The 14,667-nt window shown below is 71.2% G+C and carries 10 protein-coding genes; 3 read left to right on the top strand and 7 right to left on the bottom strand.

Translation table 11 applies throughout. The annotated features are described in order from the left end of the window. Positions 1 to 155: 155 nt before the first annotated feature. Complete coding sequence (locus ACIOJD_RS14955; RefSeq protein WP_401912845.1) at positions 156 to 716, bottom strand: hypothetical protein; 561 nt, start codon at positions 714 to 716, stop codon at positions 156 to 158. Between the two features lie 139 nt (positions 717 to 855). After that, positions 856 to 1,641 (bottom strand): glutamate racemase, encoded by a 786-nt coding sequence (locus tag ACIOJD_RS14950; protein WP_401912844.1) that lies wholly within the window; start codon positions 1,639 to 1,641, stop codon positions 856 to 858. 58 nt (positions 1,642 to 1,699) lie between these two features. On the opposite strand from ACIOJD_RS14950, the gene ACIOJD_RS14945 reads away from it, so the two are divergent. Then, positions 1,700 to 3,019, top strand: coding sequence for a glycosyltransferase (locus tag ACIOJD_RS14945; RefSeq protein WP_401912841.1), 1,320 nt, complete (start codon positions 1,700 to 1,702; stop codon positions 3,017 to 3,019). Between the two features lie 41 nt (positions 3,020 to 3,060). Here the strand turns inward: ACIOJD_RS14945 and ACIOJD_RS14940 are convergent, their stop codons facing one another. Further along, the gene (locus ACIOJD_RS14940) at positions 3,061 to 4,479 is read right to left on the bottom strand and encodes a TerD family protein (protein WP_401913894.1); all 1,419 of its coding nucleotides are present in this window, start codon (positions 4,477 to 4,479) and stop codon (positions 3,061 to 3,063) included. 284 nt (positions 4,480 to 4,763) lie between these two features. Between ACIOJD_RS14940 and ACIOJD_RS14935 the strand changes: the two genes are divergently transcribed. Continuing rightward, a complete protein-coding gene (locus ACIOJD_RS14935; RefSeq protein ID WP_401912839.1) occupies positions 4,764 to 5,804 on the top strand; it encodes a LacI family DNA-binding transcriptional regulator in 1,041 nt (346 codons plus the stop codon). 310 nt (positions 5,805 to 6,114) lie between these two features. Beyond that, positions 6,115 to 8,154 (top strand): RICIN domain-containing protein, encoded by a 2,040-nt coding sequence (locus ACIOJD_RS14930; protein WP_401913891.1) that lies wholly within the window; start codon positions 6,115 to 6,117, stop codon positions 8,152 to 8,154. A gap of 63 nt (positions 8,155 to 8,217) precedes the next feature. On the opposite strand, the gene ACIOJD_RS14925 is transcribed toward ACIOJD_RS14930, so the two are convergent. The 4 genes from ACIOJD_RS14925 to ACIOJD_RS14910 form a co-directional block, all read right to left on the bottom strand. Further along, complete coding sequence (locus ACIOJD_RS14925) at positions 8,218 to 10,572, bottom strand: glycoside hydrolase family 3 N-terminal domain-containing protein (protein WP_401912836.1); 2,355 nt, start codon at positions 10,570 to 10,572, stop codon at positions 8,218 to 8,220. A gap of 91 nt (positions 10,573 to 10,663) precedes the next feature. Continuing rightward, the gene (locus ACIOJD_RS14920; RefSeq protein ID WP_401912833.1) at positions 10,664 to 11,584 is read right to left on the bottom strand and encodes a carbohydrate ABC transporter permease; all 921 of its coding nucleotides are present in this window, start codon (positions 11,582 to 11,584) and stop codon (positions 10,664 to 10,666) included. Beyond that, positions 11,581 to 12,432 (bottom strand): carbohydrate ABC transporter permease, encoded by an 852-nt coding sequence (locus ACIOJD_RS14915; protein WP_401912831.1) that lies wholly within the window; start codon positions 12,430 to 12,432, stop codon positions 11,581 to 11,583. The genes ACIOJD_RS14920 and ACIOJD_RS14915 overlap by 4 nt, the downstream gene beginning before the upstream one ends. Positions 12,433 to 12,488: 56 nt before the next feature. Next, the gene (locus tag ACIOJD_RS14910) at positions 12,489 to 13,820 is read right to left on the bottom strand and encodes an ABC transporter substrate-binding protein (protein WP_401912829.1); all 1,332 of its coding nucleotides are present in this window, start codon (positions 13,818 to 13,820) and stop codon (positions 12,489 to 12,491) included. Positions 13,821 to 14,667 lie beyond the last annotated feature (847 nt).

Raw genomic sequence — 14,667 nt, 5'->3', positions numbered from 1 at the left:
GCGGCGAGGTGGCGCCCGCCGCGGTAGCGGCTGATGTCGCTGAGGCCTTCGGGGCCCGGCGAAGACCGGCCGGACAGGGCCTAGGCCGGTCGAGTGATATTGCGGGCAGATTCGGCGTGTCCGGCCGGAGCCGGGCGGGTCCTGTGCGTCGGCGTTCAGGCGTTCGCGGCGTCGGGTTTGGGGAGCAGGTCCATCCGGTTGCGGATGATCCTCACGGCCGACTCGGCGTCGTCCACCGTCACCGTGAACACCATGCCGTCGCCCAGTCTGAGTACCAGGGCCTCGCCTCTGCGGACGACCACCGCCGTGCCCTTCTCGGGGCGCCAGCGGTAGCCCCAGCCGCCCCACTGGCGTGGGGTGACCCGGGGTACGAAGTCGGCCTCCACCACATGCGCGAGCTGGATGCGGCGGCGCGGCACACCCATGTGGCCACAGCGCACCTCCAGGCAGTCGCCCTCCACTCTGACCGCCACGTGGACGAAGGCCAGGGTGCCGAAGAGGATCAGCAGGCCCGCCGCCACACAGCCGATGACGGACATCCACAGGGCGGCGTTACCGGAGGTCCAGTTGGAGTCGACGGCCAGCTCGACACCGAGCGCGACGAACGCGGCACCGGCGGCCGCGAGCAGCCACTGCACACGGTTGGTGGCGCGGCCGGACCAGGATTCGGGCGGGGGCTCAGCGGAGTGGCCCTCATGTCGGGGGTGCTCCCTCATGCCATGCAGCGTACTCAGATTCCGCCCCGGGGGGCAGTGCTCCGGTCGCTGCACCAATTCCGGCGACGAGGGCTCGCGGCGGCCCCGGTGGGGAATCCGCGGGCCTCGGCATGAAGGGCCTGGGCCCTGTCCGGCGGCCTCAGTGCACCTGGCTGACAGCCGCGAGCAGCCGTCCTTCGGCATAGGCGAGCGCGGCCCCCGGAAGGCTGGACTCGCGACCGCTGAGCAGCACCGTGAGCCGTGGGCCCGAGGCGACGCCCGGGGCAAGCGGGTCCGCGATACGGCGCATCGCCTGGGCGGCGACCGCACCCGCCGAACCGTGCAGGACGACGGACGGCAGGCCGGGCTGCTGGAGTGCGGCACGGATGCGGTCGGCGACCAGTTCGTAATGGGTGCAGCCGAGCACGACGGCCCTCGCGTCACGTGGTGTCAGGGCCGCCGCCGTGGCCACCGCGTGGTCGATCGCGGCTTCGTCGGCGTTCTGGACAGCCTCCGCGAGACCGGGGCACGGCACCTCGGTCACGGCGACGGCCGAGGCGAAGTCCCGGATCAGACCGCGCTGGTAACGGCTGCCGGTGGTGGCCGGGGTGGCCCAGATCGCGACGGGCCCGCCGCCGACCGCCGCGGGCTTGATCGCCGGGACCGTACCGATGACCGGCAGATCCGGCTCCAGCTCGGCACGGAGCGTGGGCAGGGCGTGTACGGACGCGGTGTTGCAGGCGACGATCAGCGCGTCGGGACGGTGCTCGGCGGCCGCCCGCGCGACGACGAGCGCGCGCTCGGTGACGTCTCGTGGAGTACGGGGTCCCCAGGGCATCCCGTCGGGGTCCGAGGAGAGCACCAGGTCGGCGTCGGGGCGCAGTCCGCGTACCGCGCGAGCCGCCGCGAGCAGGCCGATGCCGGAGTCCATGAGCGCGATCTTCACCCGGTCACCATAGTCGACGCCCCTTGCGGTCGCTGAAATGTGGGGCAGACTGCGGCGAATGACCGCCATTGCCTGGATCGCCATGGGTTCGCTGGCCGCGTGGGGCTGGCTGTTGCTGGGCCGGGGTTTCTTCTGGCGTACGGACCAGCGGCTGCCCGCGCTCCCCGCGCATGAGGACCGTATGTACGAGGACCACACGCACGAGGAGTTCGAGAGGCCCGGCCGCCTCCCGCGCGAGGCCGGCGACCGGGACCCGGCGCCGGTCCTGGAATCGGAAGCGAACCCTGCGCCGGACCCGGTCTCCGGTCACGACGATCCCGGGCGATGGCCCTCCGTCGCCCTCGTCGTCCCCGCGCGGGACGAAGCGTCGGTGCTGCCCGAGAGCCTGCCGTCCCTGCTGGCGCAGGTGTATCCCGGCAAGGCGGAGATCTTCCTCGTGGACGACGGCAGCACCGACGGTACGGGCGAACTGGCCCGTGAACTGTCCGCGCGGTACGGCGGGTTGCCGCTGACCGTCGCCTCGCCCGGCGAGCCGGAGCCCGGCTGGACCGGAAAGCTGTGGGCCCTGCGGCACGGCATGGCGCTGGCCCGCGCCCATGACCCCGAGTATCTGCTGCTCACCGACGCCGATATCGCCCATGAGCCGGACAGCCTGCGGGAATTGGTCACCGCCGCCAGGACGCACCGGCTCGATCTGGTCTCGCAAATGGCGCGGCTGCGCGTCACGAGCGGGTGGGAGAGGCTCGTCGTGCCGGCGTTCGTGTACTTCTTCGCGCAGCTCTACCCGTTCCGCCGGGTCAACCGTCCCGGCGCGCGGACGGCGGCCGCGGCGGGCGGCTGCGTGCTGCTGCGTACGGACGCCGCCGAGCGCGCGCGGGTGCCCGAATCGATCCATCAGGCGGTCATCGACGATGTGTCACTGGCGCGGGCGGTACAGCGCGCCGGGGGCCGGATCTGGCTGGGGCTCGCGGAGCGGGTGGACAGCGTACGGCCCTATCCGCGGCTGGCCGATCTGTGGCGGATGGTCTCGCGCAGCGCCTACGCCCAGCTCCGCCACAATCCGCTGCTGCTCCTGGGGACGGTGGCGGGACTCGCGGTGATCTACCTGGCGCCGCCCGTCGCCCTCTGCGTCGGGGTGTTCGGCGGGGACCCGGCGGCGGGATGGCTGGGTCTCGCCGCGTGGGCGGTGATGACCGGTACGTACGTGCCGATGCTGCGCTACTACCGGCAGTCGCTGTGGCCGGCTCTGTTGCTGCCGTTCACGGCGACGCTCTATCTGCTGATGACGGTCGACTCCGCGGTGCAGCACTACCGGGGCCGGGGCGCGGCCTGGAAGGGACGTACGTACGCCCGTCCCAAGGCCGCGCCGGAACGCTGACAGCGGCCAACCCGGTTACACCGCGGCCCTGTCGGAGCGAGTCATTTCCTGCCCGGCGTCCAGTTCATGCCCCAGCCGTAGGCGTAATCGATGGTGCGCTGCGGACTGATCCCGCGATCCGGGACGAGGAAACGCGCTTCCCGCTGGACGACGAGGTCGGAGCCGGTATTGGTGATCAACGCCAGTGAGCAGACCGTCGACGGCACCGTGCATTCACCGAGCGAGAAGTCGATCGCGGCGCCGTGCTGCGGCTGGAGCGTGACCGTCGCGTCGAGATCCGCGAAACTGCGGGCTCCTTCATAGATCGTGACGAAGATGACGACCCGGCGCAGCCGGTCCTTGTGGTCGAGGTTGATGGTGAGGTTCTCACCGTTGGAGACCGCGCCGGTACGGTCGTCGCCGTCGAGTTGGATGTACGGCGGCTGGTTGAGCGCGCCGAAGGCATTGCCGAGCGACTGGACCACGCCCTTGCGGCCGTCCGCGAGTTCGTAGAGCGCGCACAGGTCGAGATCGAGTTCACCCTGGTTGCCGACGACCCGGCCGAGTTTGGCGCCCCAGCCCTTGAGCTGTTTACGCACCTGCCAGTTGAGGTTCACCCGCATCGCCCCGGAGGTTCCGCCCTGCTTGGCGAGGGAGACGGACGGGGCGTCCTTGGTCAGCGTCACCTTGCTGAGGCGTACGGGAGCGGCGGCGGGGGCCGGAGGCCCGGCAGGGGCCGCGAGCGGTGGAGCGGAAACGGGCGCGGCCGGTGCGGCGGACGGCGACGCGGCGGACGGCGGCGCGGCGGACGGCGGCGCGGCGGACGGCGGCGCGGCGGACGGCGGCGCGGCGGACGGCGGCGCGGCGGACGGGGCCGGCCGGACCTGAGCCGGGGCCGGTGTCGCGGGCGCCGGGGCCGGAGCGGCGAGGGCCGTCTGCTCCGGCGGTTCGTCGACCGAGATCCCGAAGTCCCTTGCCAGGCCCGCGAGTCCGCTGTCATACCCCTGGCCCACCGCCCGGAACTTCCAGTTCCCCTGACGCCGGTACAGCTCACCGAGCACGAACGCCGTCTCGCTCGTGGCGTCCTGGCTGTCGTACCGCGCGATCTCCGTGCCGTCCGCCATGTCCAGGACCCGTACATGGAGTCCCGGCACCCGGCCGAAGCTGCCGCCGTCGGCCGAGGCGGCCAGGACGATCCGTTCGACGCCGGGCTCGACCCGCACGAGGTCGACCGTCAGCGTGTCCGTGACACCGTCGCCGCCGGTCCTCTTGCCCTCGTGGCATACGGCTCCCGAGGCGTGCTCGGGCTGGTTGTAGAAGACGAAGTCCGCGTCCGAGCGCACCTTTCCGGACACGAGCAGCAGCGCCGAGGCGTCGACGTCCGGCACCCCCGGCCCTGAACGCCATCCCAATTCGACGCGGACAGCCTGCGCCGGCACGAGAAGATTGGCTCCTTTAAGCATGGACATGCTCGCCCCCATCACGACTCGAAGTGCCCCAGGATTCCGTCCCCCGCCAACCTAATCGCAGGACAGCGGTCGGGCGCCCCCGAGACCCGCCGGTAACCCCTCCCCAGGCCCTGGATCCGGGCCACCCCCCGACGCCCGGGGCGGAGCCGCCAGGGCGGCCTTGACGCGATCCAGGCGACAGCGTGCACCGGTCTTGCCTCGCCGTCCCCGGGCCCGTTACGTTGCGGCGGGGTTTCTGGCCAGGTGTGCGCGGTACGTCCGGCGTATCGACGCCCGGGGTACGGAACGGACATCGGGTGGCAGGTCGAGGCAAGGACCGGCAGGAAGCACAGCACGGCCTGCTGACGAGCATCGCCACCGAGGCGGGGGTCTCGCTCAGCACCGTGTCCAAGGTGGTGCACCGGCGCCGGGACGTGGGCACGGCGACCCGGGACCGGGTCGAGGAACTGCTGGCGCGGTACGGGTACGTCCGCCCGTGGGAGCGGGATCCCGCGACGCCCCGGCAGATCATCGTCGTCTTCCGCGACCTGTCCGGCCCGTACACGCTGGAGGTCGCCCGGGGCATCGTGGACGCGGCGGGCGAGTTCGGTATCGACGTGGTCACCGGGACGACGAGCCGGCGGTCGGTCTCCGGGTGGCTGGAGGAGTGTGTGGCACTCGGCGCGGCGGGGATCGTGATCGTGATCTCGATGCTGGCCGAGGAGGACCAGCGGCGGATCGTCGAGCAGCGGCTGCCGGTGGTACTGATCGACCCCCTCAGCGCGCCTTCGGAGGACATTCCCAGCATCGGGGTGACGAACTGGAGCGGAGCCCGGGACGCCGTCCAGCACCTGCTGTCGCTGGGACACACCCGTATCGGCATGGTCGCGGGCCGCTCGCACTCCCTGGCGGGCGCGGCGCGGGTGCACGGTTACCGGGCCGCGCTGGAGGAGGCCGGGGTCGCCTACGACCCGGCGATCGTCCGCTCGACCGACTTCGACTACACCGAGGCGCTCGCCGCGAGTGCGCGGATCCTGCGGGCCGACAACCCGCCCACAGCCGTTTTCGCGGCCAGCGACGCGCAGGCGCTCGGCGTGCTGGAGGCCGCCCGGCAGCAGGGACTCTGCGTACCGGACGACCTGTCGGTCATGTCCTTCGACGACACGCTCGTGGCGGCCATGGCCTGCCCGCCGTTGAGCGCGGTGCGCCAGCCGTTCGAGGAGCTGGGCCGCGAGGCGACCCGGGTGCTCATGGATCTCGCCGAGGGCCGGCCGCCCGCGGCGCCGCGCATCGAGCTGGCCACGGAACTCGTGGTGCGGACCTCGACATCCCCGCGCGGCCGCGTCAATACCCCGTGACCCGCGAGTTCGCGAAACCCTTTCGCGACGTGCCGGTGACAGCTCGATGTCGCCTGCGAATACTGGCGTCCTGCCCCGCACCCCCGTTCCCCTCCCCATGGAACCCCCAGGGAACGCGGTGCGGGATCCCCCGGTGAAGGGAACACCGTTGAAAAGATCCTGGGCACGAAGGGTCTTCGCTTCGGCGACGGCCTTCGGCGTGAGCGTGGTATTCGCCCTCGCCTCCGCGACGACCGCGTCGGCGTATCAGCCGAGCCCCGCGAACTTGTATACGGCGGACAACACCGCCGCGTGCAACAAGAGGCCGTGCGTGCTCTACCCGAAGTCGGCCCAACTGCCGAGCGGGCGGGTCGTGGCGACGTTCGAGAACAGTCAGAGCGCTCCGGTGGGCCAGACGCTGCCCGTCTACAAGAGCGACGACGACGGCACGTCGTGGGCGAAGCTGTCCGAGGTCAAGGCCCCGGCGTACCTGTCGAGCGACAGCGCGTACGCGAAATACACGAGCAACTGGACCAACCCGCATCTCTACGTGCTCCCGCAGGACGTCGGCTCACTGGGCGCCGGCACGCTGCTGCTGGCGAGCATCGTCTCGGGCGACGACTCCTACTACCAGGAGCAGAAGGCCGCCAACTCCAGCTGGACACCGACCGGTGACGGCGACCGCAAGGACGTGGCGCTCGCCCTGTACGCCAGCACGGACGACGGCGCGTCCTGGAGCTTCAAGAACATCATCCAGGCGGGCGGCTGGCAGGGCGGCAGCGCGGGCAGCATCGGCCGCGTGTCGACCGCCAACAGCCACGCCCAGGTCGACCCCGTCTGGGAGCCGCACCTGCTCGCCCACAACGGCACGCTCATCGCCTACTACTCCGACGAGCGCGACTTCACGGGCTACGACACCACCACCGGCGCCCCGACCCTCGACCCGGCCGACGACACGGCGAGGGACTCCGCCGGCCAGGTCCTCCTCCACCGCACCTGGAACGGCAGCGGCGGCACGTCCTGGAGCAGCCCCGTCGTCGACGTCCCGGGCTCCACGGTGAGCATGGGCGGCGGCAAGACGGAGATCGGCGGCGGCCGCCCGGGGATGACGACCATCGCCCCGACGACCGACGGCAAGTGGCTTCTGACGTACGAGTACTGGGGCGGCGGCACGAACGTCCGCTACCGGATCTCCGACGACCCGACCAAGTTCTTCTCGGCCGCGGACGCCGCGATCACCTCGCTGCCCGTGCCCTCGGGCGGGGCCGCGCTGTCCACCGGCGGCAGTCCGGTCGTCCTCCCGATGCCGGACGGACGGATCGTCTACAACGCCTCGGGCAGCGGCGACGTCTGGGTGAACGAGTCCGGGCTGAGCACCGGCACGTGGAAGCAGTACAAGACGACGATGCCCGGCGGGTACAGCCGTAACCTGCAGTACGTCGACGGCACGGGACGCATCCTGATCCTCCAGGCGGCCTGGAGCGGCGGCAGCGTGGGGCCGGTGAAGTACGCCGAGGTCGACCTCGGGCGGTCCGACGGCGCCTACTACAGCCTCGTCAACCGGCTGACCGGCCAGGTCCTCGCCACCGCGTCCGGCAGGACACAGGACGCGAGCCTGACCGGGAACACCCCCGACCTCGTCCTCAGCGCCGCCAACTCCACTTCGGACACCCAGCGTTGGCATCTCACCGCCAAGGGCGGCAACGTGACGCTGCTCAACAGGGCGGGCGGGCGCTCGGTCGCCATCTGGACCGGCACCGCGACGGCCGGGCAGAAGCTGGCCCAGTGGGTCGACGACGGAGCCGACGACAAACAGTGGACCCTCGCCTCCTCGACCGGCGGGTACTACAAGCTCCGCTCGGTCCTCAACACCAGCCTGTACATGACCGGTTCGACGGCCGGCGGCTCCGTCACCGTGGCCGCGTCGGCCACCGACGGTTCACAGGACTGGCAGCTGGTCCGGGATCCCCTCCCCACGGACGCGACCTTCACTCTGAAGGGCACGTACTCCAGCCGCTGCCTCGACGTCCCGAACGGCCGGACGGGCGTCCAGGCGCAGATCTACGACTGCTCGGGCAACGCCAACCAGACCGTCACCCGGACCACGGCCGGCGAACTGCGCGTGTCCGGCAACTGCCTGGCCGCGGACGGCGACGGCACCACCGCGGGCACCAAGCTCATCCTCTGGGCCTGCAACGGAAAGGCCGGCCAGAAGTGGGTGTTCCGCGTGGACGGCACCATCGGCAACCGCTCCAACGGCCTGGTCGTCGACGTGACCGACTGGGGCACGGCCAACGGTTCGAAGGTCGCGCTGTGGACCGGGCTGGGCAATGCCACCCAGCGGTGGAGCCGGGGCCAGGCCGTGTTCTAGGAGAGGGCGCCACCGGATCGGATCGACCGGTGGCGCCGCCCTCGTTCACGCGTCCCCCGAGGCTCACTCCCGTTCGACGGTCACCGGTACGGCGTGCTGCCGTAGGACCGTGGCGTCCCGCTCCTCGCCGACCAGCCGCACGACCTCCCGCACCGGTGTGTCCAGGCTGGAGGAGCCCGCGTGGAGCACGATCTCGCCGCTCTCCACGATGCGGCGGCCGGCCAGGCCGGTGAAGGCCAGGCGATCGGTGTGGACATGGAAGCGGACCGTGGCCCGCTCACCGGGGGCGAGGGCCACCTTGGCGAAGCCGAGCAGGGCGCGCACGGGCCGCGTGACCTGGGCGACCGGGTCGACGGCGTACAGCTGGACGGTCTCGGCGCCGGCGACCGTCCCCGTGTTCCGCACCCGCGCGCGGACGGTGAACTCGCCGTCCGTCGGGACCTGTTCGCGGTCGACGGTGAGCAGGTCGACGTCGAAGTCGGTGTAGGACAGTCCGTGGCCGAAGGGGAACGCGGGGGCGGGGTCCAGGTTGGACAGGAAGCTCTGCCGGTCGGCGAGTGGCGGGTGGAGGTAGGTGTACGGCTGTCCGCCCGGCGAGGCGGGGATCTGCACGGGCAGCTTGCCGCTGAAGTTGGCTCTGCCGGACAGGAGTCGGGCCACCGCCCGGCCGCCCTCCTCCCCCGGCAGGAAGACCTGCACCATGGCCGCGGCGGCCGGCGCGAACCGGCCCACGGCATAGGGCCGGCCGCTACTGACGATCAGCACCACGGGCTTCCCGGTCGCCAACACCGCCTCGACCAGCTCTTCCTGGACGCCCGGCAGCCGCAGGTCCGCGACATCGCAGCCCTCCCCCGAGGTGCCGATGCCGAACATCCCCGCCTTGTCGCCGACGACGAGGACGGTGAGGTCGGCGGCGGTCGAGGCCGCCACGGCCGCCGGGATGCCGGAGCCGTCCTCGTCCCGGATCGGGCAGCCCTGGACGAACTCCCATTCCACGGACGGGAGTTCCTCGGCCAGCGCGGTACGCAGGGAGAGCGCCTCTACCCCGTTGCCGAGGTCGTCGCGCTCGGCGAGGACGTGGTTGGGGAAGCTGTAGCAGCCGAACATGGTGCGTACGTCGTCGGCGCACGGGCCGATCAACGCGATCCGGCCGCCGGCCGGAAGGGGCAGGGTTCCGTCGTTGGACAGCAGGACGGCGCTCGACCGCGCCACGGCGTGGGCGAGCCGGCGGTTCTCCGGCTTGTCCAGGTCGAGCCCGCCCGCGCGCAGGGCAGGGGGCCGCGGGTCCCGGTCGGCGTCAAGGAGACCGAGTTCGGCCTTCTGCCGCAGCACCCGGCGTACGGCGCGGTCGACGAGGTCCTCGTCGACCGCGCCCTGTTCGACGGCGTGCACGAGGGCGTCGCCGAAGCCTCGCTGGTCGGGCAGTTCGACGTCCATGCCGGCGCGCAGGGCGAGCGCCCCGGCGTCGGACAGGTCGGCGGCCACCCGGTGGGCGCTGACCAGGAAGGGCAGGGACCAGTAGTCGGAGAGGACGGTTCCCTCGAAACCCCAGGCGTCGCGCAGCACTTCGGTCAGCAGCCACCGGCTGGCGGCGGGCGCCTCGCCGTCGATCTCGGCGTACGAGTTCATGACCGAGCCGACGCCCGCGGCGACGAGCCGCTCGAAGGGCGGCAGGATGACGTCGAAGAGCTCGCGGCGGCCCGCGTGGACGGGGGCGTGGTTGCGGCCGCCCATGGAGGCGGAGTATCCGGCGAAGTGCTTGAGGGTGGCGTACACCCCGGCGCTCTGCAGACCGGTGACGTACGCCTCTCCCATTTCTCCGACCAGGTACGGGTCCTCGCCGTAGGTCTCCTCGCAGCGTCCCCAGCGGTAGTCGCGGATCACGTCGACGACCGGGGCGAGACCCTGGTGGACGCCCGCCTCGGCCATGTCGGCGCCGATGGCCTCGCCGACCCGCCGGATCAGCTCCGGGTCGAAGGTGGCCGCCATGCCGAGCGAGGTGGGGTAGATCGTCGCCCCGTAGGCGGTGAAACCGGTCAGGCACTCGTCGTGTGCCATGGCCGGGATGCGGAATCTGCTCTGTGCCATGACCTGCCGCTGGTGTTCGGCGAGGAGACGGGCGTGTTCGAGCGCGGGCCGGGGCAGTGTGCCGTAGGGGCGAGTGAGCTGGCCGAGGCCGTGCCGGGCGGTCTTGTCGAGATCGCCGACCCGGCCGAAGTGGTTGCTGCCCGGGGCCACTTCCGGGCCGTCGGCCTCGATGTCCTCCCAGGTGCTGCCGAGTTGTGCGACCTTCTCCGGCAGCGTGAGCCGGGCGAGCAGCGCCTCGACGCGTTCGGCGATGGGCAGGGCGGGGTCGGTCCAGGGGCGGTCGTCCTCCCTCTGGGGGTGGCCGCCGTGGTCGGGCATGGTGGTCGTCATTCACGACTCCTCGGTGTCGCACGGGCACACCGACGGGACCGGGCGCATAAGCCCGGCCGTCGTACCGGTGTGAACTTCCCGGTGGTGGGGACTACTTGGAGAACCCGGCGGTCAGTCCGGCGACGAGCTGACGGCGGGCCAGGATGAACAGGGCCAGCATCGGCAGGGTGGAGAGCACCACCGCGGCCATCGTGGCCGGGACGTCGATGCCGAACTGGCCCCGGTAGAGGGTCAGCGCCAGCGGGAGCACAGCCTTGTCGCCGCTCTGCGTGAGGATGAGCGGGAAGAGGAAGCCGTTCCAGACCTGGAGGCCGTCGTAGACGGCGACGGTCATCAGAGCGGGGCGGGCCAGGGGCGCCGCGAGCGAGAAGAGCATGCGCCAGTCGCCGGCACCGTCGACGACCATCGCCTCGAACAGGGAGCGGGGCACGTCACGCAGGAAGCTCACCAGGATCATCACGGTGATCGGCAGCGCGAACGCCGCCGAGGGCAGGACGATCGCGAGCAGGCTGTCGTACAGCCGCATCCTGATGATCAGCAGGTAGACCGGGATGATCACCGCTTGGAGAGGGATCGCCAGGCCCAGCAGGTACAGCCGGAAGGACACCCGGGAGAGACGGCCGCCGGCGCCGCGGACGATCGCGAAGGCGGCCATGAGGGCGACGGTGACGGTGAGGACGACCGTCCCCGCGGTGACGACGACGCTGTTGAGCAGATAGGTCGTGAAGTCGCCGTCCAGGACGGTCCGGTAGCTGTCGAGCGTCGGGGAGCCGGGCAGGGCCAGTGGGCTGTCGGTGGTGAAGTCGGCACGGCTGCGCAGGCTGGTGACGACCAGCCAGTAGACGGGTACGACGACGGTCGCCGCCCAGAGGAGCGTGCCACTGCCGGTGAGGAAGCGGCGGAGGATCCGTGCCACGGACTTCGGCCGGACGGGCCCGGGTGCGACCGCTCCGGGTGCGGGGACGTCCGCCTGTCCGGTGACGGCATGGACCTTGGTCACAGTGGTGCTCACATGCCCTCCTGTCGGCTGTCCATCCGGGTGAAGCCGGACAGGCGGGTGGTCAGCAGCGACAGGCCGAGGCCGAAGACCACCAGGAGGGTGGCGACGGCGCCGGCCCGGCCCATGTCGTGGGCCTGGAATCCGGTGATGTACATGGAGAGGGGAAGGACGCGAGTGGCGGTGCCGGGGCCGCCGGTGCCGCCGGACAGGACGAAGATCAGGTCGAAGTACGTCAGTGAACCGACGAGCATGAGCGTGCTGGAGGTGACCATCGTGAACTTCAGCTGCGGCAGGGTGAGGTGCAGGAAGCGGGCCACGGGCCCGGCGCCGTCGAGCGCCGCGGCCTCGTACAGAGCCGTCGGGATCTGGCGTATGCCCGCCTGGTAGAGCAGGGCGTGGAACGGCACGAACTGCCAGGCGATCACGAAGATCACCGTGTACAGGGCCAGGTCCGGCGAACCGAGCAGCGGCTTCGCCAGCCAGTGCAGGCCGGGCGTGGCACCGATACCGAAGGACGGATCGAGCAGCGCCTGCCAGGTCAGGCCGATCGCCACGGCGGACAGCAGCAGCGGGAGGAAGAAGAGGACGGCGAACAGCGCCCGCACCCTCCCCCTCGGTGCCTGGAAGACACCGAGGGCCAGCGCGATCGGCGTCTGGACCAGCCAGCTCACCGCCATCACCTTGACCGTGAGCCCCAGCGCCTGCCAAGTGGCGCCGTCGGTCAGGACGCTGCCCCAATTGGCGAGGCCGGCCCAGCCGATGGAGCCGAGGCCGTCCCAGCGGGCGAGGCTGAGCGCCACCACCCCCACGAGGGGGACCAGACCGAACAGGCCGAAGAGAAGCAGTGCGGGGGCGGCCATGAGGAGGCCGCTGCCGGGGGCGCGGCCTCTTCTCCGGCACGCCGGGAGGGTGACGGTCACGACCCCGCCCCGCTCATGTTCACACCGAATTCGGCGGGCGGGATCTGACGCAGGAATGACTTGTCGGTGTTGGTCAGCAGCGGGTCCGCCTGGTCGGACGGCAGTGCCTGGTCCCAGGAGAGCTGGAAGCTCGGCGACTTCTCCACCAGGTCGTGGACGAAGGTCAGCCACGCCTTGTCGGACGACGACTTCACCGTCGCCAGCTTCGGCTCCAGGCCCTCGACCGGCGGGACGCTGCCGGCTGCGAGGTAGGCGTCGGTCTGGGAGTCGTTCAGGACGTAGTCCTTGAGGTACGTGAGGGCCGCGGACCTGTGCGCGGTCGACGAGTTCAGCGACAGGAAGTTCGAGGGGTTGCCGACGATGCTGTCCGGGTCGCCGGCACCGCCGGACAGCGACGGAAAGGCGGTGTAGCCGAGATCGTTCTTCAGGAAGCCGGGCGCGGCCTTGGCGATGTTGGCGTACTCCCAGGTGCCCATGACCTCCATGGCCGCCTTGCCTGTGTGGAGCAGGGCCGTGGAGGCGCCCTGATCGTAGTTGACGGAGGAGGCGCTGTCCCCGAAGGCCCCGGCCTTCGACAGGTCCTGGAGATACTGGTTGGCCTTGGTGACCGACGCGTCCTTCCACACCGAGGTATCACCGGAGGCGATCTTCGAGAACACCTCGGAGCCGCCCTGGCGGTCGAGCAGGTACTCCAGATACATCAGCGTCGGCCACTTGGAGTTCGCCGCGAGGGCGAGCGGCACGACGTCCTTGGCCTTCAGCTTCTTCACGGCCGCCAGCAGGTCGTCGTATGTCTTCGGCGGTTCGACGCGCGCGTCGGCCAGTACCTTCTTGTTGTAGTAGAGGACGACCGGGGCGACGCCGTTGGCGGGCACGCCGTAGACCTTGCCGTCGAAGGTGGCGCTGCGCATCACGCTCGGGGTGAACCGGTCCGTGTTCGCCCCGGCCGCCGTCAGCGCGTCGACCTTGCCGGCCTTGACGTAGTCGTTCAGGGCCCCGCCGCCCCAGCTGAAGAAGATGTCCGGGGCCTGGTTCGCTCCGAAGGCGACGCGCAGTTTCTGCTTGTAGTCGTCGTTCGCGAACAGCCGCAGGGTGATCCGCTCGTCGGGATGGTCCTTGTTGTAGGCGTCGACGGACTCCTCGAGAATCGTCTGGTCGTTGAGTGCCCACATCGTCAGGCCCTTCGCGGACGAGTCCGTGGACGATCGGGACGGTCCCGAAGTCCCGCACGCGGCAAGGCCCATGGCCGCCGTGAGGGCGACCGCGGACGCGACGACGCGTCGCGTCCGCGGGCTTCCGAGACTGCCGTTGACCGGGATTCCCCGCATGGTGTGCCTCTCTTCTTCTCACAGCCGTCGGTGAGCCAGGCGGATCGGAGACCGGTACGAAAGCTTTTCGGGAGCCACGCTGCCGACGGCCTGCTGGCCGGGACACTGACACGGAATTCACGGCCGGGACAAGGACGGGAAATGCCCCGGTTACGAAATACTTTCGCGAACCCGTCTCAGGGCGCGGGAAACAGAGGGCACGTCAGCCGCACGTGCGGGCCGTCGGCCCTGGCCTTGGGGTTCTGTGCGACACGGCCGGTATCTGACGGCCGAGGCGGGCGGCTCATCCCGGGCCGCGCTCCGACAGCCGGCGCGCGACGGCCTCCGCCGTGGTGACCGCCTCCGCCGTGGTGACGGCGTGTACGCCGACCAGGGAGCGGTGGTCGCCGGGCGGGCTCCACCTCGGTGTGCGGCAGCGGCCGGAAACCAACCCCCGCGATTCCGTCCCGCCCGTCAGAGGTGGTCCGTACTCCGGCGACCGGGCGGGCATGTGGCCTTACCGGGCCGGCGAGAGCGCGACGTGCCCGGCCGCCCTCCGGCTCGGTCGCCGGCGCGTCCAGGAAGGCGTTGGCCGCGGCGTGCGGCTCTGCTGGTGGGAGAGCAACCCGGCGACGGCTTGGGCGATGTCGCTCATGTGATCACGGCGTCCATGGCGCCGCGCGAGGGACCGTACAGGCGGGGGTGTTCTCCCGAAACCGGTGGGCGGCGACGCCTCCGAGCCAGTGGGCCCCGTCGTCACCAAGCACGCTGTCGGCGGTGGCGAACGGCAGGCCGCGGTCGCGGTCGGCGATCTCCTCGCAGTCGTAACAGTCCAGGCGCTCGGGGCCGGATCCCTCCGGCGAGTGCC

The organism is Streptomyces sp. NPDC088116 (assembly GCF_044741745.1).
Lineage (GTDB): Bacteria > Actinomycetota > Actinomycetes > Streptomycetales > Streptomycetaceae > Streptomyces.
The sequence above is the reverse complement of the archived record's forward strand: the minus strand, read 5'-3'. Positions and strand labels throughout refer to the sequence as shown.